This is a genomic window from Dictyobacter formicarum (assembly GCF_016587435.1).
On the sequence record NZ_BNJJ01000008.1, the window covers coordinates 170,140 to 189,282 of the forward strand.

Genomic DNA, 19,143 nt, shown 5'->3' on the forward strand with positions numbered 1-19,143 from the left:
ATAATTATGTCACAAAATCATTATGAGACCGTAGCGTTGATTCCTGCCTTGCCGACGGTCGTTTATGCGGTTCTGGCAGACTATCGCCGCGGACATATGAGGATTATGCCGAAGCAGTATATACGCCAGTTAGAGGTTGAGTCGGGGGGCCAGGGAGATGGAACGGTTATTCGCTACCGGGTGCGCGCTTATGGCATTGAGCGTGCCGCGCGTGCCATCGTCAGCGAGCCAGAGCCGGGTCGGGTGCTGGTTGAACGGGAAACTACTTCGTCTCTTGTGACTACTTTTGCGGTAACCCCGGCTATGAATGGTGAACAGGCACATGTTCAGATCGCCGCCCACTGGGAGCCTGCCCGTACGTTGTGGGGAAGGTTCCAGCAGGCTTTCTATCCCACCATCTTAAAAAATGTCTTTACGCAAGAGCTCAACGCCCTGGCCAGATATGTTGGTAACATGAGGCGTTCTGATGCCTGACGCTGATTTTCCCTCCGTGTGTGCACCAGGGTGGCTCATGAACGGACATAGCTCCAGCTGAGCATTTTTCCGTCCTTCCATGGCATGACGCCGTGGAAGGGTCTGGGATCGTCGTCAAAGACCATGGGTAAAAATTCATGATCACTGGGCCAGACTGGTAGCGTAGCAATCGCTGAGCGTTCCACCCATTCCAGCGTCCCTTCTTCATTGCCCTGATGGGCCTCGCCATGCCAGCGATCAATAATAAAGATAAATCCGAACCAATCCTGCCCTTGTTTGCCAAAGCCGGGCCAGGAGATAGTGCCGCGCAATAGCATATGATCGACGATTAGTCCCGACTCTTCTTCAATTTCGCGCTTCATACAGGACGTGATATCTTCTTGCGCATTCAATTTTCCGCCCAGCCCATTATATTTGCCATAGTGTATATCATCGGGGCGTTTATTGCGGTGAATCATCAGAACCTGTGATCCATCCGGTGATAGAATATATCCCAGCGTACCTATAATCGATGCCATCTTATCTTTAAAACTCCATTCCTCGACTCAATTTTGCTACTTGCTTTATTTCAGATCGCCTGCACTATCCTCTTTAGCTGCTACAGGCTGTAAACCCAGCAAGGGCAGTAGATCAGCAAATGTATGCACCGTCAGGTCAGCCACCTCGGGCGAAATCTGTTCCGGCCACTGGCGAGGCTCATGGTGAATCCAGACCGTCTTCATGCCTACCTGGTGTGCTCCCCAGATGTCGAACTCGGGATTATCGCCGACAAATAGGATTTCCTGTGTCGGCTTCTGTAAACATTGGGCAGCCGCCAGAAAGATAGCTGGATCAGGTTTTTGTTTCCCAAACTCTTTCGAGATAAAAATGCAGTCAGTGTATGCATCAATTCCCAGCGTCTTAATTTTGCGCTTCTGCTGCTGACCTACGCCGTTAGTAACGATGCCGAAAGGAACCCGTCTTGTGCGCAGTTGCTGCAAGAGAAGCAGAATCTCATTCTCTAATATTATATGATCGATGACATCGCGCTGATAGTCAGCAATTAATTGCTCAATCGATCCTTCTACCGTCGGATAATTGTGCTTGACATAGGTGAAGTACTGTTCGCGTGGCCTGTAGCCGTGGTTGTCCAGATCGACCAGATAATCAACCATCACCCTCATCTCAGCTTGCTGTGATGAATCATGATAGCGCTGTGCAAAATCTCTGGCCCAACCATAAAAGGCTTTGCTACGATGATGAAGGGTGTCATCTAAATCAAATAAGAGCGCGCTCGTTTGTAGTGGAAGTAAGGTTTTTTCTGGTTGTAAGTCTGACAATGTTTTTCTCTCCTGAGGTAGTGCTGTCGCCATGGTTGGGCATATGTCCTATGCCCAACCATGGCACTTATCATAACATACTATTCTATCTTCACCAATTGTTCCTTTACCGCCCCCTTTCGGGCGGGCGCATGCGCGCCCGCGCTCTTTATTATTGGTTGGTGCAACAAGGTCGCACGGCGACCTTGTTGCACCAACCAATGGAAGGCATTTTTTGAGAGTGAGATACATGGAGTGCGTAGCGACCTTGTTACACCAACTAATGGAAGGCATTTTTTGAGAGTGAGATATATGGGGTGCGTAGCGACCTTGTTGCACCAACCAATGGAAGGCATTTTTTGAGAGTGAGATACATGGAGTGCGTAGCGACCTTGTTGCATCAACCAATAATAAAACATTTATGTGGTGTTGCATGAAGTGCGCACTGCGCACTTCATGCAACACCACATAAATGTTTTTGAGCGCCGAAGGCGCGTACAGTCAGAGGCCGAAGGCACGAAAAGCAGGTTTTCACATGCCCTCTATGCAATAGCAATAACAACAGAGCCAGATTCAGAAAAAAGCTTCAAGATATGTTAAAATAATTCAAAATGACCCTTCGTTTGGTTGATGCAGAACTTCTATCTCATTCTGCATATGCTGGATAGTATTCTCGAAGAAAGAGGGCTTCTCTATGACTGTCTCTGTGAGAGCTTATTCTACGTCTGGTGTTACGCATACATCGCTGACCTTCGTTCGGTATAGTGTGCCACACGAGGGGCATGCCTACTACAATGATGACACTATCCTGCTAGACCGGCAACGGGGTCTGGCTGCGGTCTTTGATGGCGTTGGTTCTGGTCCAGGTCAGGTGGCTTCACGCCTGGCTGCACGCGTCATTCGCCGCGCCTGGAAAGAACTGCATGCCGAGTCGCGCATCATCCCTTTTTCGACTCTGTCGAATCCAGAAGGGCTTCTACTAGATATGTTTGAGTCCGCCCACCAGCAGATTATTTTAGAGGGTGAACGCCGTGCCCGGAGTCTGCAAGAATATGCCAGGTATCCTGCAACTACTGCCGCGTTAGCCTTTTTTTCTTATGATGAAGAGAGCCATACATATCATATGTTTTATGCACATGTTGGCGATAGCCGTATTTATCTCTGGCGTCCTGAGCAGGATCTTAAACGTTTGACCAATGATGATGGATATCTAGCTTTAAAAATATTGGATGGCTCAATTACTCCCGAAGATGCATTGCGTATCGATCAGGCTAGTTGTATCAGTGAGCTAAGTCGCCTTGAAAAGAGTTATTTTGATAATCGTAATGGTATTACGCAGGCTTTAGGCCACGAAAAGTCGGTGGAGGTGCATACCGGCCATATAGATATCCAGCCTGGAGACCGGGTACTGCTGTGTTCGGATGGCGTTCACGATAACCTGACCGATCAAACGCTGGCGCTCTTGTTGGAAAAAGAGAAGCCCACAACTGTGGCCAGGAAGATTGTGCAGCGGGCTATCGTTAGCTCGCACCAGAACGTGGCTGAAAATATGCGTGCTAAAAGCGATGATATGAGCGCGGTGGTTATTACATGCGCAACAATCTCTTAACAAACGCGTGATATACTCATATATGTGTATAGACATCGACTATTTGATCGATGTCTATGTTTATGTTTTTCATGTATACTCTTCGAGTGTCTGCTATAAAACACAATTTTTTGCTATCTGATGGTGTGTGGGGAGAATAAATTGGATACTGCGAGCTACAATAGTCAGATTCGACAGTTGCGTATTTTAGCTGAGGCTGCGCTGACTCACTACGAGGTTGGAAGCGCTCGTCTGACGTTGCTCTCTCATGGAGAGCATAGTGTTTTTCGTGTGGCTGCCTATGCCAGGTCAGGTGCTGCTGCTCTCAAACCGACTGAGGGTAGCGGAGGACGCTTTGCCTTGCATCTGTGTCAGAAGGATGGTTTTGACCGAGGCCTGTGGAACTCTGAACTGCAGTGGTTGACTGCTTTAAAGCGTGATACAGATTTGCTGGTGCCGGAACCTATCGCCGCGCGGGATGGTGAACTGATGCCGGAGATACGCATTGAGGACGTCGAGCAGGAATGTGTGTGCTTGCTGTTTAGCTGGATGCCTGGCCGTTCAATAGATTCTGGCCTCTCTCCTACCTTGTTTGAGCGTGTGGGAACATTTCTGGCTCGCTTGCATCAATATGCCAGACAGTTTGTGCCCCCGAGGGTTTTGTGCGTCCGCGCTGGGATTGGCAGCAGGTGTTTGAGGATGAAACGGTGCTGGATCCCGATTTTGCCGCTACGCGCTGTGATGGTTTGATTAGTGGCCGCGAGTACCGTATTTTTTCTGAGATAGCTGAGCGAGCACGTGATGAGTTCTCAATGCTCCCTACCGGTCCTGATGGCTATGGTCTGATTCATGGGAATTTTCGGCAGGACTGCTATCTCTTCTACAAGGGTGAGGTGTGTGCCATCGATTTTCATAAGTGCTGCTGGAGCTACTATATGGCGGATCTCTCGATTACCCTGGCTGGTGTCGCGGGGAGGCCGGATGAAGACATGTTGAGGCACGCATTCTTGCGGGGCTATGAACGTGTGCGTACCCTGCCAGATCACTATGAAGAATGGTTACGCCTCTTTGAGGCTGTGCGCCTGATTGAGCATCTCAATCTTATTTTCCGCTCCGATGATCCTGCTTTACGTGCCAGCGCTCCCTCTCAACTGGCTTTTGTGCTTGACTGGCTGCGTTCATTTGTACATATATCTTTTGCTGGTCATTCTTTTTCGGGTAAAGCATGAGGCTGACCAAGCCGGTCAACCCGCATGCTAATTACCTGTATTATGATATTGAGCCTGGCGCAGGAGCAACGTCCGCTCCCATGGATAAGAAGCTGAGGATCTTACGCCGTATCTCTTCTGGCGTCAATCCATTGGCGATGTCATGTTGCTCTATACTGCCATAGTGGATCGGGAGAACATGGGGGACCCCGATCGCTTCCAGCCGAATGGGAATGTGCTTGAGGGCAGCGCTGATGTCAGCGGACAAGCCACCGCTATAATAAGGCTCAACCAGAATGATGTTTTGGTGTGCATAGTGGCGCAGCGTCTCGCTATCAAATGGAGCGACCGTTGTGCAATAGAGTACTGTGACATCTAGATCTGTCACCGCTGGCAAGACATGTCTGAGGGCGGGCCCTACCGCTATGATGGTGGCCGTCTTACCTTCTTTAACCACAGATAATTTGCCAAATTCAACCGGCTGATCGGTTGGATTTTCTTGTTCGCTGAGGCGATAATAGGTGGGCGACCCATTGGCATAAGCGGCGCGGAAGAGACGATCAAACTCGGCACCTGTGCCCGGGACGACAATTTGCATGCCGGGCAGGCTGCGCAGGATCTGGACATCGCCAGTGCCATGATGGGTCATGCCTTCGGTGCTATAGTCGTAAGAGGCACCAATACTGATAAAGTTACCTTGCAGACCTTGATAACAGAAATCAAGTTTAATTTGCTCAAATGGTCGCTCCACCAGAAATGGCGCAATGGAATGCAAGACCGGGATAAATCCCTCCATGGCGACTCCTGCTCCCGTGCCAATCAAAGTTTGTTCTAAAATGCCCAGATTATGTACGCGCTCTGGATAGCGCTGCTGGATCTGGTCAAAGTAATTGATGCTGATGTCCGCCAGCAAGATCATCAGCCGTGGATCTTGTTCGGCCAGATCTGCGAGGGTGTATTGCATTTGTGTACGCATGGGGATAGCTGTGATGGTCATGGGTCAGGCTCCTTTTCGTTCGGCAATTTCTGCAATGATGACGCTGGGCTGCGAAGTATCTTGCTGGCTCAGGGCTGCGTAGATTTGTTCATGATCACGGCCATTAATGGTGGAAGCATGCCAACCGAAGATCTCAAACCTGGCTGCCATATCTCCGTACTCGATGGAACTGGAATGATTATTGATCACAATGCAGGTTAACTGATTCAGCCGCTTCTGGCCGGCCACCATCACAGCTTCCCATATGCTGCCCTCATTGCATTCAGCATCGCCCACCAGCGTAAAAACACGGCGATCACTATGCTTCGCTTGCAAGGCCAGGGTCACCCCAATGGCCATTGGTAAGCCATGGCCGAGCGAGCCCGTCGACACCTCAATACCGGGCACCTGGTGCCGATCCGGATGGGCACCTAATATCCCATCCCAGCTTTTAAAACGTGACAGTTCAGTGCTGGGGAAGAAGCCTTTGGCGGCCAGGATCGCATATAGCGCAACTGGACCATGACCCTTGCTCAAGATAAAGCGGTCGCGCTCTTCGCTGTGCGGCTGCTGAGGATCATAGCGCAGGATACGGTCATAAAGTACCCACAGTACATCGAGGGTGGAGTGCGCACTGGCATTGTGCTTTTCATCGCCCGTGGCCAGAGTCATCAATTTTTTAATAGCAGTCAAATCTGTCGTCATAGCTTTTGTGTCCTTTATTTGATACTGTGAATGTGCACATAGCTTAAGGCTTTATGCAAAGAGATGCATTGTCCCAACGTTCAGCGTAAACCTGTACCTTTGTACAATGCTTGTTTGCTTATAGATTTGAACGCTATCACCCCTTTGCGGGCGGGGGGGCATGCGCGCCCGAGCTCTTTTTGCACCATTGAAGGGAGAAAATATAGACGTGGATGAAACACATTCAGAGGATAGACAACAACTGGCTGGCTGGCTGGCGCAGCTACAGCAACAGCAGCGCGCTTCGCGCCTGGAGGCGATTGAACAACTGGGTCGGTCAGGGGATGAGCAGGCAATTGCCCCTTTAGCGGCCCTGCTCGAAGACCCTGATCCCGCGCTACGGCTACAAGCTATCCTGGCTTTGCGCCAGATTGATGGCCCCCTGGTGGTGGATGCACTGGCAGGCGCGTTGACCAATACATTGCCCCAGGTGCGCCGGGCGGCCATTGTCGCACTGGGCAAAATTGGTACCGGACAATGCGTTGCTTTGCTGCTGCCCGCCCTACAAGATCCCGATAAACGTGTGCGCAATACCGTTGTACTCACTTTGGGTGAAATGGGTGATGTTCGGGCATTACCGGCCTTATTACAGCTACAAACACATGCCGATCAGACCGTCGATTCAGCCTACCTGACGCATGCAATCCAACGCCTCCGGCCACAATCTCATTAGTTTAATCACGATCGTGACCAGATGGAGCGGTTACTTCTGAGCATGATTCAGGTGGTAGCACTGGCTGCATATCACAGAAATGGCACGCAGCTATATCCAGTAGTTCTTGCTCGATTTCTGGCCACAACTGCTTCTCCGCTTCTAAACGTGTCAGGGGAAGAGCCTGGTTGCTGGCTTCAATGATTAACTGTGTCGCCCTGCTGTTAAATTGGTCCAGTATTGTTTCCTGTACATCAGACGGGGGCATAATGCCTAGCATTATCTGATCAAAGTCATAAAAATCTGTCTCCTCAAAAGAGAGCATGAAGAGATCTGCATACCTACGAATTAATTCCATATGGAGCTCGCTGAAGTGCTGGGGTTTGGGGCTGATCAGTGTCAGGCAGCCAGCAATTTGATTGGCACGGATCAACGGATAGGCAACGACACTTTCGGCCAGTTTGTCATAGTGGATGGGGTACCAGAGCTTTTTGATGAGTTGCTTATGGATGACAAGCTGCCGTTTGATCTGTACCGCATAGCCAATCTGTGACTCTAAGCCGAAGAAACGCATATTATTATCAATTGCGTGCCAGGGAGGATTGCCGCGCCCATCGATGATGCGCAGGCTGCGCACTTTTTTGCCCGCATAGGGCTGAGTACACTGGCAGGCAAAAATGACCACACCATCTTGCCGGGCATCCAGATGAGAGAGCATCTGTTGTAGGACCAGCGAGCGAATCGTGGTGGCCCGTAAATTTTTGCTTAGCTGATTGTACGCTTCAAGTATTCTTGCATAGAAATGTGAAAGAATCTCCCGTGGCATTTCTTCGATGACTGCAATATCGGCTCGAAATTCTGGAAATTCCGTGGAAATCATTTCAATAAGTTTTTCGCGATGGTTTGGCAATGCCTCTAGTAGCGCATAGAGATGTTTCAAGCGCGGATTCGAAGTGCCCGAAGCCCAGCGTATAAGACTAATTTGATTGACACCTAATATACGTGCAATGCGTTGTTTTTCGGTTGGGTCAGCAATGACCGCTTCTAGGAATATACGCCACCCTGACAACTCATGTGTATTACTCAATTACTACTCATCTAACTACTAGCAAGTGTATAATAACCTGTTAGCTATATTACGCCAAAAAAGTAGCTCTCGTCAATAAGTAGTAATACAACTCTAAGTTGCCTGTTTTTTACTCCATCTGTTACTGTTATAATTCCCGTGCCTACGTCTCCTTGCGAATAGGCGTATGTCCACTCTAATATCTACATATGCATTTTGTACTTGTGGAGCTCAAAAATGTATAGTATGTATTGCAGAACATGCAGTCAGTGCATGTTCTGCAATACATACTATACACCATCTCGGGCGCGTATGCGCCCGTCCGCAAGGGGGAGCTAAGATCACTATAACCATGAGAAGCAGAGACTATGTTACAATGGTTATTAACTTTACTCAAAAAGTTTTTTAATCGCGGGGATGCAAAGGACCGTAGCCTCTTGATCCAGGGGCCCGGGAGGCATATCCTCCCAGCCCTTCCCTTGCCACAGGTGGCGCGAGAAAAGCATCCGAATTGACTGTAGTGAAGATATGAGAGAGAAAATATGAGTTACGAGTCACAACTTCAGCACCTCTTTAATGTAAAAGGTCAGACCGCCGTTATCACTGGTGGTAGCGGCGGACTTGGTAGTGCTATGGCGTATGCATTGGCACAGGCAGGCGTGAACGTAGCCATTTTGAGCCGACACGAGGAGTCGGCGCGTAATGTTGCCGAGAAGATTCAGGCGCAGGGAGGAAGCGCGCTGGGCCTGGCCTGCGATGTGGTGGAGCGTTCCGCCCTTGAACAGGCGTTGGAACAGGTCACACATGCATTTGGCCCCGTCGATATTTTGATTAATGGAGCCGGTGGCAATCAACCGGCCGCCGTTACATCGCCAGAGCTATCATTTTTTGATCTGGATAATGAAGCGATTGACCGCGTCTTTAATCTGAATTTCTCCGGTACATTCAAATGTTGCCAGGTATTTGGACGCGGCATGGCTGAGCGCAAACAAGGCTGTATTATTAATATCGCGTCAATGACCTCATTGAAACCATTGACACGTACTCCTGCTTATAGCGCAGCTAAAGCCGCTGTCGCAAACTTTACGCAGTGGCTGGCCGTACATATGGCCCAGGAATACAGCCCCGCTATTCGAGTAAAGACACAGAGATCCATTTAGTGCGTGTGTCTTTATCAATCTTATGCGCCTGCATAAATTGTAAGTCCAGCCAGGTCATATCTTGCGGATAGCAAAGGTTTGTCCGGGGGCGGTCTTTTAATCCCAGAGCTAAGCCTTTGCGTTTGATGGCCTTCCAGGTTTTCGTCGGCAAAATTTGTAAGATGCGTTCCATATTCCTCGTTTGGTGATACTGCCGTATCAGTTCTTCTTCGGCCTTTGTCCAGGTATCTTGAGCACCATGATAGCGCCACAGATAAATGATGTCATCCTCCCATGCCGGATACGACCAGGTAACTCTTAATATGACCCAATGAGGCGCGGTGAGCGTAATGACGGCTTTTGAGACGAACAGATTGACAAACTCCTTTCGAATCAAGAAGGGTTTTTTCTCCCAGACCTGCTCAAGTTTTTGCAATTCCACTGAAAAACTGGCAAACTGGCGCGTTTGATGTTCTTCATCGGTTTCATGGGACAGGTTGACAAGTTTCTCTTGTAGCTGCCCCTTTAAGCTTTCCAGGGCTGCATATTTGGTGCGTAGCTTTTGGAGAAGCGGTTGGTTCTCCTTTTCTAATTCCTCATAGCGCTTGTCTCTATCAAGGGATGGATTTTCTTGTTGTTCTTTTTGAATTTGTGCGTTGATCATCCGCCTGATTGCAGTTATCTCATCAAGCATTGCCTCTTGCTGACTCTCTGCGTCTAAAAGTTGTGCCTGAAGAGACTTGATTTCCGAGATTTGCCGTTTTTGTTCTTTTTCCAAGAAACGCTGATACTCATCTAGCTCATGGACATGTTTCAGGTGGGCAAAGAAGCACTCGGAAAATGCGGCGTCAACGGTTGTGGCATCAATCTGGCAGTCCCCAACGGCAGTAACTCCTCCTCGCATGCGTGAATAGGAGAGAATATAGTTATATTTCGTTTTCCCATGATGGACATAGACTTTGGCTCCCTCTGCTTCTATGCGGTCTTTTAAGATGCCGCACGTTATCGTTGCCTGGTTGGTTTTTGTCTGGTAGTAGGAAGCTTGCCGCTTTTGGCGCTTGTCATTTTTCTCGCCCTCAATCGTATAATCTGAGAGCCGGTCAAAGGCATACCAGAACAGGTATTCATGCTCTTTATCAAGTAACGGTTCATGGTTATCTTGACTGATTAATTCTCCTTGAACCACCCACCAGCCAAGATAGACAGGGTTGGTAAGAATCGAGCGCACCCCAAAGCGCTTGAGCTTAAAACCTCCCGGAACATGCTTGCGTTTTTTCCAGTGATTGGTATTTCGCTTATCAACAGAAGGCTCAAAATCGGGAAAGACAAAAGGCAGCGCGTCAACTTCCCGGCATAGTGCATTGAGATTGCCAGAAAGCTCATAAAACCGTTCAAACAGATAAAGAATGGCGGCTTTGTGTCCTGGATAGACAGTCAGCTTGCCGTAGGTCGGACTATCTTCGTTGTAGTCAACAATGTAGCCGCTGGGGATGGTACCCTGACCGGCATAAAATCCCTGTCTGGCTTTTCGTAAGCGTGCCTGATGTAAAAGTTTTATATGAGTTGGAATGTACTCAGCTGCAAGTTCTGCCAGAAAACGAAACATCTTTACATGCATAGGATTATTGAAGTTAAATACCATGCCATCAGCTGTTACCAGTAAGCACTGATGTTCTTTGCATTTTGTGGCAAAGACGTTATATTGAACTCCTGTCTCATCGCGAAAGAGGCGGGAGATTTGGTAGACCAGGACTACTTGAACTTCATTATCTTCAATGCGTGCCACAAGCTCTTGTAAACCTGTTCGCTGGTCAATGCGAAGCGTGCCACTGACTCCTAAATCAGCATCAAAAAGATGAATTTTCTGCGGCTGCAAATGGCGCTCTTTGATCCACAGCATAAGATCATCAGTCTGCATCTCGGTACTCTGATTATGTTTGACAATTTGTGCTTGGGTGGACTGCCTGGCATAAATACCCCAGATAGCGTTATGAGGTAGGGTTACATTTAAGCTGTCCATTGGATCTGGCTTATTGATTTTGGATTTAATAATGGACATAAATGCTTCTCCTTTTAAACGTGCTGTACCTTTTACTTACCTTACTATTTTCTCTATCTTTGTCATGCAGAAAAAACTGGCAGATATCAACTCGTATCAAGCAGCGATGCCTGCGTTTAATATTGGCAGAAGAAGCATCTGTCGTTTGTTTGGCAGAGGAAATCTCACTTTCTTCTGAACAGAGTAAACGAATGAACACTTTGCAGATTCGTTCAATATCTTGCGGTGGCAAAGCTGAGGGTACAGAGGTCAAAGCATCATTAGAGCTTTTTCCATCCTGTGGCGATGTTTTGACTTTTTTAGGCATTGTGTGACTCCAATCCCCTAAAAACAGGCTTTTTAAAAGGCAAGTTACAGCATGTCAAAAAGCAGATTGCTCTAACGCATGGATGATACAATGAGGCAAGCGGCCTTTTGTGGTGACTCACCAAAGACGTTTTCAAAAGGGGTATGCTATCTCCTGGCGCAAACAGGAAACATACCCATTTTTTTGTTCCTATATTCAAGTATACTTGACAATACTGCTTGCCCGCTATCTCTACTTTAGAGAATATTGCCAGCTGCTATCATTCGGTTATATGGCTATTGATTGGCTTTTTGCTGTATGGCTTTTTCGATGGTGAGATCACCATAGGTTTGAATACCACGGCTGGATCTATCCCATTTGGGACGGATTAAACCAGACCGACGGAATAATCGATCAATTTGTGCATGATCACCTTTGGTCCAAAAAGACAGCATTAAACAAAGCGCAAAATCAGCTTCGGAGTGACTGGGGTGTCTGGCGTTCTTGCCTTCCCAAAGTGTGGGATCGCCTGCAAAGTAGCGCTGAAAAGTCTGGCCGTTTGCCGCCTTCAGCGCTTTTTGTAGGACGCTCTCATCACTTTGTGTATCTTGGGTATATACGTTATTTGGTTTGGTATCAAATACCAACTTTTGCTGTGGTTCTTTCGTAGCGGTGTGGGGGAAGAGAGAGGTATATATTTCATTCAGTTCACGCTGTTGTTCTGCTATCTCGTTGAGTGAGTCAGCCAGCTGTTGGCCGGTAACGGTTAAATAGCGTTTCTCCTGATACAGTTCTATATTTCCTTTTTTCCGAGATACTCCAGGAAGGGAGCCTTTAAGAAAGATGCGTATTCCTTTTCCTGAGGGTGAGCGCTCTTTGTAGGTGTTTAATTTCTGAAGAATAGTCTGTGCCTCTAAAGTAGATTGCCCGCTCTCAAGGCAGTGGTCAATATCAATGCCAACCAGACCGCTTTCTGGTGTCAGCATAAAGCCAACGCCTGAGTATCTGCCCTCTTCATAGGCTTTCTGTGCTTTTGTAAATGTACTCCAGGTGTTGCGATTGGCAACACTTGCCAGTTTTCCGGTAGCTGCATCAAACGGTGGTTTGGTGATTTCACCGGAAACGATCAAATACTTCCACATAACCCATTGGGGGATTTCTTTAAGGTCTTGAGGGATCTTTGAAAACTGGACTTCTAGAGGAGTGGGTACCTCTCTGTGTTGACGTATATGCCCTTCTTTTTCCATATTACGGAGCCATTTTAATATGTTGGCACTTGCCGTTACTATAATTTTTCTCACATCTTATAGACAAAGGAATGTTTGGAGAAGACTAATAAAATAGGCGCTATGATATAGTGTCTTATGAGTACTATTTAAAAACTTGGCTAGAAGAGCGCATGTCTGAAAGAGATAACCCCATGGGTGAACAATATAGGCCTCATACACAATCCTCAGCGGATCAGCCACAGGATATGCATCATTCTGCCCAAAATAATCCATCTGAACCCAATGAAAAAATAGTTATCCAGAAGGTTAAAAAGCCTGCTAAGCTTGACAAAACAACTTCCGGTGGTGTAGAAACGACTCCACCTGCCAAAACTACTATGGGAATCGAGGGAGAACGCAAAGAGCAGGAACGAGCACCACAACCACCGCAACAGCAGGTGAAGGAGACAATCGATGAAAATGTACCTCAACAAGTCATTTACGAAGTAAAGAAGTTACCTCCAGGTGTAAATGCAGTGCAATTAGATTTCCTCGCTGAAGCTTCTGAAATTAAAGCGTTCAAGTGGCTTAAACCTGAAACTGCCAAGATCATTGCTGAATACTTTACTTCTGAGAGAACGTATAAAGATATTGCGCAAGAATATGGAATAAGTAAACAAGCGGTACGAGATAGGATTAATAGAGGCCTAACTAAACTTCGTTATGTACTTTACAGCGAACGGCCTGAATTAAGATTTGAAGATAAATATCCCATTGAGTTAATAAAAAAAGGTAAAGATAATTTAGAAGTACATAGGTCCGAACGAAGCAGAATGAGAAGCAGTGAATCGCAGAGAAATAGACCTTCCAATCCCCCAACACAAATGGAACAGAATGTAGATATTTTCATTACGAAACCTTCTGTATCAGAGAAGGATTAACACCAGCGCTAACCTTTCCTCTCTACCTCTTTGCTTTACTACTTTGCTTGACATGGGTCCTTTACTTCTCTCCTTGTTTATGCTATATTTTTATTATTATCCTATAGCCATGTAGCGACACATCAGTAGCTTCCGACCTCCTGCTGCTCACATTCCACCCCCCTATAGTGCGTTCCTAGAGCAATGCAACCATCAGCCTTGTATGAAGTGAACCCCACTGTAACTGAGTAACTAAGGACCATGCTTCTTATTTATTCAGCAGTACATGAGGAGTACTTTACAACGTGTCCTCCGATAGTTATGTTGTAAATTCTGCTCAACAGGGGATCAATGACCATTGTTTTCATTGTGTTGGAAGCGATGTAGGCACTTGAACAACGAAATATTCAACAGGAGAAGGGTACGATGAAACAAAAAAAGACTTCCCATCTTCGCGAGGTTTGGCTTGATGAAGCCGTAACGTACTGGCTGGATTATATGGAAGAGAAGGGTTTTCTAAAGAAAGGTCTTCGACGACCTGAAGTGCGCGTATCTCCAGGCCTGCCCTATGGCGGCAAGAAGGCCTATTTAACTGTCGCGGGAGAGTGTTATTCTTCAGCAGTCAGTGATGATCATAAATGCCAGATATTCATTAATCCACGCCTTTCTGACTCTTATGATGTATTAGGCACACTTTTGCACGAACTCCTTCATTCTGTGTTAGGCAGCCAAATTGATCACGGACCGACGTTTGCAAAAGCAGCCAATCATCTTGGATTGATCGGTCCAGCTGCCTATCATGGCAGTGTTACAGGAGAGCTTCAAGAAAAGATGCAGAATTTTATTGCGACTATGGGGCCCTATCCCCACGCCGCCCTGAGAATCGAGTAGATGAGAAAGCATAGGCCCTGTACGCAAGATTAGCTGTCAACGAATCAACCAATCATCCGCTCGTAAGTAGTTCAACCAAAGGAAGGAGGAGTATGGATACACAGTAAACACTGTATGCTCTGTTTGCGCCAGAGAATATAGCAATACGCATCTTGAGTTCGAGTCACCACAAATAACACTGTATTGTTTATCGATTTTTACGATAAGCAGGAAAGGAATAGGTTTTTACATGACAGAGCCACCTCAAATGGAGACAGCAGGAGTTCCTAAAACCTTTACGCCGATCGGAAAAGGTCTAAGCGTCAACCGGGTGTTGCACCAGGAAGACAAAGAGACGAGGGAACGGATTTTAGCACAGATCAAAAAAGAAGGATTTTTCCACGGCGAGAATATGGAAGCATATATGCTTCCAGCCATTGTCTGGCACTTGCCAACCGGTGTCCGGCATCTGGTTGCCAACGAACTGGGGATTCCTAAACAGAAAGTGTTTATTGAGGGATTTGAGATCACCGCAGAATTGCCGGAGAATCCGGGGAAACATTTGCCTGTGTTTTTTGATCTGGACAGCCGGGGATTAAAAGTAGTGCTTGAGCAAGAGAGAACAATTGATCGCTGATTTTTAAGGTCGGGTTAGTTTGAAGGAGGAGTTACATAAGATGGCTAACTCCTCCCCACTAAATACAAGGTGATCTTATGAATAAGGCAGCGCACCATCCTCATCAATACATAACTGTAAAGCGGCTTGCGGTCAATGTAGCCCAGATCCCCAACAGCCTTAAGTCTTTAAATCAGTTCGTGCTCTGGCGCTATCAGTGTGTTAACGATACTGTTAAAAAACTGCCACTTAACCCAAGAAACGCAAAAGCAGCCAGTGTTTTAGATCCTTTTACCTGGGGTAGTTTTCAAGAAGTGCTAAGGGCATATCATAAAGGGCTCTATACCGGAATTGGCCTTGTTTTAACTCACGACCTTAACATCGTTGGTATTGATCTGGATCACTGCAGAAAGGACGATGGAGGCATCACAACTGAGGCTTTAGAGATAGTCAGATTACTTGATAGCTATACGGAAATCTCTCCCAGCGGTAAGGGCTTGCATATTTTACTTGCTGGTAGCTTACCAGGCTTGTTCCATCGGCGGGATCACGTGGAAATGTACTCAGAACACCGCTTCTTTACCTTAACCGGACAGTGGATTCCAGGTACTCCCAGAGACATTCAACCCCGCCAGAGGGAACTCTTTTCCCTGTATCATCGCATATTTGCTCAGCCATCCTTACCCTCCGGCTATCAAAATACAGGTAGTGGTATTAGGTATCCTCAAACACTACGAAGCCTTAATACCTTAGATAATCCCCAGTCTGATAGAGCTGTTCTTACACAGGCGTGTTTGGCTAAAAACGCCAACACGTTTTTGCGCTACTATCAGGGAGATACAACCCTCTGGCAGGGGCCAAAGGCCAGGCATCATAGCCAATCTGAGGCTGATTTCACCCTGGTTTTACTGCTTCTCTACTGGACTTGTGATAACGTTGCCCAGGTAGATAGGCTGTTTCGCCAATCAGGCCTGATGCGGCCTAAATGGGATCGAAGGCTAAATGGAACAGAGACGTATGGTCAAAGGCTGATTAAAGACGCGCTTTTAAAACGGTATGGGAGCACTAACTTAAAGGAGGACTTACCTAATGTCTCACGCTGAATGGATCACTACCGGTATCAACCCGAAGGGAAAAACACCTTCTTTAGAGCCTCCCATTATAGAGGAGGTAAAACAAATAACGCCAATACCTCAAAAACTTGATCCTTTGCTTCTTGGCACTGATTGCACAACCGGTGAGCCAATTACTTTAGAGCAGGAACAACGGCTGTCCGGACTCTATTTAATTGGCAAGACCGGCACCGGCAAAACAACGCTTCTTCTCAACCTTATTCTTCAGGATATCAGGCAAGGAATGGGAGTCTGCTTTTTTGATACACATGGAGACGCCATTAATGCGCTTTTGGCCCGCATCCCTGCTCAAAGGATGCATGATGTGATTTTAATTGATCCGCTTGATAAAACCCATGCCTTTGGCTTAAATTTGCTTGAGTGCCCAGATCCCAACAATAAAGAAGAACAAAGCCGCGTTATATCCTCGGTAACTGAGATCTTTGCCAAATTGTTTACCCAAAGCGGTGATCTTTTAAAAGAAGCTCCTACCATGGCAGAGACGCTGCAAATGACTCTTCCTCTGCTGCTTGCCAGGCATACTCCGCCGCTCACCATTGCCGAACTGCCTCTACTTACCAGACATGCTTGTGTTCAAGAACAATTGCTAACTGCCAATGTGCATCCAATGGTGCAAAGTTTCTGGCGGGATGAGTACCAGGCGTTAAATAAAAAAGATCAACGAGAGCTTACCGCCTCAACCATCAAGCGTGTCCATGATTTTATCATTGATCCGTTTTTGTATGAAATTATCGGACAAAGTAGAACAACTCTTAACTTTAGGCAAATCATGGATAGCGGAAAAATCCTATTGGTCAAACTTTCTCGGGAGCACAAGCTTATTAGCAGTCTTATCGGTAGCGTTATTGTGGCACAGATTGCCAATGCTGCCTTTTCCCGAGCGGATACTCCTTTTGAAAGGCGGGTGCAATTTAACTTGTATGCTGATGAATACCAGTTATTTTGTACGCCAACATTTGCCGAGTTACTTGCGGAGGTAAGAAAGTTTAAAATCGCTACCTGCGTTGCCCATCAGTGGCGCAGTCAGTTGGATCCTTCCAATCAAGGTGCCACTCTTAATGCCGGATCTATTATCATCCTGCAGGTAACCGCAGAGGACGCGGCCGAACTGGCTTCCCTTATTGCCCAAAAACCACCGGATCCTGAAACCAGAAAAGAAGTACGTGAGGCAATCTCTCGCCATCCGCTTGAGAGACTGACCCAGATCATCCATCCGCATGAGGAAATCCATGCCTTTACATCTGACTACCTGTTGTCACTTGTCCACTATAGTCAAACGCTAAAAGAAGATGAACTATGTGAGAACGAAGACTGCACCGCCTGCGCTACCCAATTGCAAGAGGGCAAGTTTCTCTTAGACCAGTTGCTGGTTGATGTGATGACCGGGCGCCTTCTCCCCTCCTCTCCTGTATTAGTTGAGCAAATAAGTGAGATTGTGCTTATGCTAAGAGGGTTTTTGGGAATACAGACAAGTGCCAAGGTTGTACCCACGTATCGTTTGTCACACCGCTGGCCTCAAGGAAACTACAAATCTGAAGTAACAACACATATACCCATAGACATTCAAAAGCACTTTATTGAATCGGTGCCCTTGCCTACTGGAGAAAAGGAGGTAAAAGAATTCCCTCCTGATGATAAGGTGAAGGAATTTATTACGTGCTGTCTTAACTTTCTCTGCCACTTAAAAGACGCATCCTTGGTACCATATAAGCAGGCTATCCCCTTGCCATTAGGCAAAGCCCGAAAGCTTGAGAGTCCTCCCCCTCATGTACACCTTGCTGAAGTAGATATTTTCGGAGAAGAAGAATACTACTTAAATATTATAAAGGTAAAATTACAACAAGCTTTAAGTGAAAAAGATAGTATTCAACAGGCGCGAGCGCAGTTAGATAAAACTGCTGATATCTCATATGCAGAGTATCAACGTTTAAAGCAGGAAGTTCACGACACATTGGTTGCCAATAACTGGCGCTATCACCAAATTTTGGAGAGCGGAGGGGCGGAACCTGTTGAAGGAGCCTATAGGCTCTCACAAAAAATTCGTTTTTTACTTACCGATGTTAACGACCTGCAGGAAGATGGCAGTTACTTTGAACTGGTAGCCTATGCCAAAGGATCAGCGCAGTTTGCCCAACGCTATGATCTCTCCTTAAAAAAGCAGCGCATTGAAAAGCTCGATCTGGAAATAAAAAAGCAGGATGATCAAAGGGGGCATTATCTTTTTCGGCTAAGCCAATTAAAAGAACAAGAGGAAAAGTTACGGAAAAAAGAAACAGAGCTTGAGGCTTTTATAGAGCAAAAACTGAAAGAGACGATTATTAGCGTATCCTTAACGGAAAATGAGTACCTGGCGCTGATGCAAACCTACTTTTCAGAAATGCAGGTTCATCCCCTATGTTACACTCATTTGCGTACCTTTGTGCTCTCCCTTCTACAAGTTATTCATTTGCTCACCCTTGAAGAGCATATTGCCCCCCTTAAGACACAAAGCGGATATGAGGAAAAACCAGGGACAACAAGAACCGTTATGGATATGGTCAATGAAAGGGCGCTTGAGCTCACAGATCTTCCAGCCTTTTGCGGCTGGTGTAAGCTGCCAACTGACATTAATGGTGTCAGGCAAGTTGAAAAGCATAAATTAGTGATCCGTCCCATAGAAAAAGTAGAAAACGAGGCAGAGGTTCTTGCGCATGCAACCACGTTGTTACTCTCCCGCATGCATGATCCATCCTCTGGGCTGTATCAAAAACGGGACATTGTCCGAAAGGAGATTGAGGTACGACAAGCCATGTTCTTTACACCTAAGGTGAACAAAACCAGCCGCACTACTTGGGATGAAGAGGAAACGTAAAGACCCTTAGAAAAATGTAGGAGGGATTATAGCGTTTTCTACGCATGGACTGTTA

General features: G+C 46.8%; 19 protein-coding genes. 11 read left to right on the forward strand and 8 right to left on the reverse strand.

Annotated features, from left to right (window positions below; all coding sequences use genetic code 11):
* Nucleotides 1-6 precede the first annotated feature (6 nt).
* Complete coding sequence (locus JMI88_RS15535) at nucleotides 7-474, forward strand: SRPBCC family protein (RefSeq protein ID WP_201362837.1); 468 nt, start codon at nucleotides 7-9, stop codon at nucleotides 472-474.
* A gap of 35 nt (nucleotides 475-509) precedes the next feature.
* On the opposite strand, the gene JMI88_RS15540 is transcribed toward JMI88_RS15535, so the two are convergent.
* Nucleotides 510-992: an NUDIX hydrolase gene (locus JMI88_RS15540; protein ID WP_201362838.1), complete on the reverse strand. Its 483-nt coding sequence runs from the start codon at nucleotides 990-992 to the stop codon at nucleotides 510-512.
* A 45-nt stretch (nucleotides 993-1,037) separates the two neighbouring features.
* Nucleotides 1,038-1,793: an HAD family hydrolase gene (locus JMI88_RS15545; RefSeq protein WP_201362839.1), complete on the reverse strand. Its 756-nt coding sequence runs from the start codon at nucleotides 1,791-1,793 to the stop codon at nucleotides 1,038-1,040.
* 673 nt (nucleotides 1,794-2,466) lie between these two features.
* Between JMI88_RS15545 and JMI88_RS15550 the strand changes: the two genes are divergently transcribed.
* The 3 genes from JMI88_RS15550 to JMI88_RS40125 all read left to right on the forward strand — a co-directional run bounded on the left by JMI88_RS15550 (nucleotide 2,467) and on the right by JMI88_RS40125 (nucleotide 4,589).
* Complete coding sequence (locus tag JMI88_RS15550; protein WP_201362840.1) at nucleotides 2,467-3,381, forward strand: PP2C family protein-serine/threonine phosphatase; 915 nt, start codon at nucleotides 2,467-2,469, stop codon at nucleotides 3,379-3,381.
* Between the two features lie 141 nt (nucleotides 3,382-3,522).
* Nucleotides 3,523-4,110, forward strand: coding sequence for a phosphotransferase enzyme family protein (locus tag JMI88_RS40120; protein ID WP_201362841.1), 588 nt, complete (start codon nucleotides 3,523-3,525; stop codon nucleotides 4,108-4,110).
* Entirely contained in the window at nucleotides 4,068-4,589 is a 522-nt protein-coding gene (locus tag JMI88_RS40125) for a phosphotransferase enzyme family protein (protein ID WP_201362842.1), read from the forward strand. Before JMI88_RS40120 ends, JMI88_RS40125 begins: the two co-directional genes overlap by 43 nt.
* Nucleotides 4,590-4,629: 40 nt before the next feature.
* Here the strand turns inward: JMI88_RS40125 and JMI88_RS15565 are convergent, their stop codons facing one another.
* Together JMI88_RS15565 and JMI88_RS15570 are read right to left on the reverse strand one after the other, a co-directional pair.
* Nucleotides 4,630-5,565, reverse strand: coding sequence for a transketolase family protein (locus JMI88_RS15565; protein WP_201362843.1), 936 nt, complete (start codon nucleotides 5,563-5,565; stop codon nucleotides 4,630-4,632).
* A 3-nt stretch (nucleotides 5,566-5,568) separates the two neighbouring features.
* Entirely contained in the window at nucleotides 5,569-6,249 is a 681-nt protein-coding gene (locus JMI88_RS15570) for a thiamine pyrophosphate-binding protein (RefSeq protein ID WP_201362844.1), read from the reverse strand.
* Between the two features lie 208 nt (nucleotides 6,250-6,457).
* On the opposite strand from JMI88_RS15570, the gene JMI88_RS15575 reads away from it, so the two are divergent.
* On the forward strand, nucleotides 6,458-6,961 hold the full coding sequence (locus tag JMI88_RS15575) for a HEAT repeat domain-containing protein (RefSeq protein ID WP_201362845.1): 504 nt from the start codon (nucleotides 6,458-6,460) through the stop codon (nucleotides 6,959-6,961).
* Between the two features lies 1 nt (nucleotide 6,962).
* On the opposite strand, the gene JMI88_RS15580 is transcribed toward JMI88_RS15575, so the two are convergent.
* Nucleotides 6,963-8,027, reverse strand: a complete 1,065-nt coding sequence (locus JMI88_RS15580) for a GAF domain-containing protein (protein ID WP_201362846.1) — start codon at nucleotides 8,025-8,027, stop codon at nucleotides 6,963-6,965.
* A 521-nt stretch (nucleotides 8,028-8,548) separates the two neighbouring features.
* Here JMI88_RS15580 and JMI88_RS15585 point away from each other — a divergent pair.
* Entirely contained in the window at nucleotides 8,549-9,166 is a 618-nt protein-coding gene (locus tag JMI88_RS15585) for an SDR family NAD(P)-dependent oxidoreductase (protein WP_201362847.1), read from the forward strand.
* Here the strand turns inward: JMI88_RS15585 and JMI88_RS15590 are convergent.
* The 3 genes from JMI88_RS15590 to JMI88_RS15600 form a co-directional block, all read right to left on the reverse strand.
* Entirely contained in the window at nucleotides 9,135-11,204 is a 2,070-nt protein-coding gene (locus JMI88_RS15590; RefSeq protein ID WP_201362848.1) for a recombinase family protein, read from the reverse strand. The two genes, JMI88_RS15585 and JMI88_RS15590, sit on opposite strands and share 32 nt — an antisense overlap.
* Nucleotides 11,191-11,511 carry a hypothetical protein gene (locus tag JMI88_RS15595; protein WP_201362849.1) on the reverse strand — a complete coding sequence of 107 codons (321 nt, stop codon included), beginning with the start codon at nucleotides 11,509-11,511 and terminating at the stop codon, nucleotides 11,191-11,193. The genes JMI88_RS15590 and JMI88_RS15595 overlap by 14 nt, the downstream gene beginning before the upstream one ends.
* A 275-nt stretch (nucleotides 11,512-11,786) precedes the next feature.
* The gene (locus JMI88_RS15600; RefSeq protein WP_201362850.1) at nucleotides 11,787-12,737 is read right to left on the reverse strand and encodes a phage NrS-1 polymerase family protein; all 951 of its coding nucleotides are present in this window, start codon (nucleotides 12,735-12,737) and stop codon (nucleotides 11,787-11,789) included.
* Nucleotides 12,738-12,910: 173 nt separating this feature from the next.
* Between JMI88_RS15600 and JMI88_RS15605 the strand changes: the two genes are divergently transcribed.
* The 5 genes from JMI88_RS15605 to JMI88_RS15625 all read left to right on the forward strand — a co-directional run bounded on the left by JMI88_RS15605 (nucleotide 12,911) and on the right by JMI88_RS15625 (nucleotide 19,088).
* Nucleotides 12,911-13,639: a sigma factor-like helix-turn-helix DNA-binding protein gene (locus JMI88_RS15605; RefSeq protein WP_201362851.1), complete on the forward strand. Its 729-nt coding sequence runs from the start codon at nucleotides 12,911-12,913 to the stop codon at nucleotides 13,637-13,639.
* Between the two features lie 405 nt (nucleotides 13,640-14,044).
* Nucleotides 14,045-14,509 (forward strand): SprT-like domain-containing protein, encoded by a 465-nt coding sequence (locus tag JMI88_RS15610; protein ID WP_201362852.1) that lies wholly within the window; start codon nucleotides 14,045-14,047, stop codon nucleotides 14,507-14,509.
* Between the two features lie 229 nt (nucleotides 14,510-14,738).
* Nucleotides 14,739-15,125 carry a hypothetical protein gene (locus JMI88_RS15615; RefSeq protein WP_201362853.1) on the forward strand — a complete coding sequence of 129 codons (387 nt, stop codon included), beginning with the start codon at nucleotides 14,739-14,741 and terminating at the stop codon, nucleotides 15,123-15,125.
* A 77-nt stretch (nucleotides 15,126-15,202) separates the two neighbouring features.
* Nucleotides 15,203-16,207, forward strand: coding sequence for a phage NrS-1 polymerase family protein (locus JMI88_RS15620; protein ID WP_201362854.1), 1,005 nt, complete (start codon nucleotides 15,203-15,205; stop codon nucleotides 16,205-16,207).
* On the forward strand, nucleotides 16,194-19,088 hold the full coding sequence (locus tag JMI88_RS15625) for a type IV secretory system conjugative DNA transfer family protein (protein ID WP_201362855.1): 2,895 nt from the start codon (nucleotides 16,194-16,196) through the stop codon (nucleotides 19,086-19,088). Before JMI88_RS15620 ends, JMI88_RS15625 begins: the two co-directional genes overlap by 14 nt.
* Nucleotides 19,089-19,143: the final 55 nt, after the last annotated feature.

What these genes read in the sequence shown, in the direction of transcription:
- JMI88_RS15535 (WP_201362837.1), top strand. Translation starts at nt 7, where the DNA reads ATGTCACAAAATCATTATGAGACCGTAGCGTTGATTCCTGCCTTGCCG.
- JMI88_RS15540 (WP_201362838.1), bottom strand. Translation starts at nt 992, where the DNA reads ATGGCATCGATTATAGGTACGCTGGGATATATTCTATCACCGGATGGA.
- JMI88_RS15550 (WP_201362840.1), top strand. Translation starts at nt 2,467, where the DNA reads ATGACTGTCTCTGTGAGAGCTTATTCTACGTCTGGTGTTACGCATACA.
- JMI88_RS15565 (WP_201362843.1), bottom strand. Translation starts at nt 5,565, where the DNA reads ATGACCATCACAGCTATCCCCATGCGTACACAAATGCAATACACCCTC.
- JMI88_RS15570 (WP_201362844.1), bottom strand. Translation starts at nt 6,249, where the DNA reads ATGACGACAGATTTGACTGCTATTAAAAAATTGATGACTCTGGCCACG.
- JMI88_RS15585 (WP_201362847.1), top strand. Translation starts at nt 8,549, where the DNA reads ATGAGTTACGAGTCACAACTTCAGCACCTCTTTAATGTAAAAGGTCAG.
- JMI88_RS15590 (WP_201362848.1), bottom strand. Translation starts at nt 11,204, where the DNA reads ATGTCCATTATTAAATCCAAAATCAATAAGCCAGATCCAATGGACAGC.
- JMI88_RS15595 (WP_201362849.1), bottom strand. Translation starts at nt 11,511, where the DNA reads ATGCCTAAAAAAGTCAAAACATCGCCACAGGATGGAAAAAGCTCTAAT.
- JMI88_RS15600 (WP_201362850.1), bottom strand. Translation starts at nt 12,737, where the DNA reads ATGGAAAAAGAAGGGCATATACGTCAACACAGAGAGGTACCCACTCCT.
- JMI88_RS15605 (WP_201362851.1), top strand. Translation starts at nt 12,911, where the DNA reads ATGGGTGAACAATATAGGCCTCATACACAATCCTCAGCGGATCAGCCA.
- JMI88_RS15610 (WP_201362852.1), top strand. Translation starts at nt 14,045, where the DNA reads ATGAAACAAAAAAAGACTTCCCATCTTCGCGAGGTTTGGCTTGATGAA.
- JMI88_RS15615 (WP_201362853.1), top strand. Translation starts at nt 14,739, where the DNA reads ATGACAGAGCCACCTCAAATGGAGACAGCAGGAGTTCCTAAAACCTTT.
- JMI88_RS15620 (WP_201362854.1), top strand. Translation starts at nt 15,203, where the DNA reads ATGAATAAGGCAGCGCACCATCCTCATCAATACATAACTGTAAAGCGG.
- JMI88_RS15625 (WP_201362855.1), top strand. Translation starts at nt 16,194, where the DNA reads ATGTCTCACGCTGAATGGATCACTACCGGTATCAACCCGAAGGGAAAA.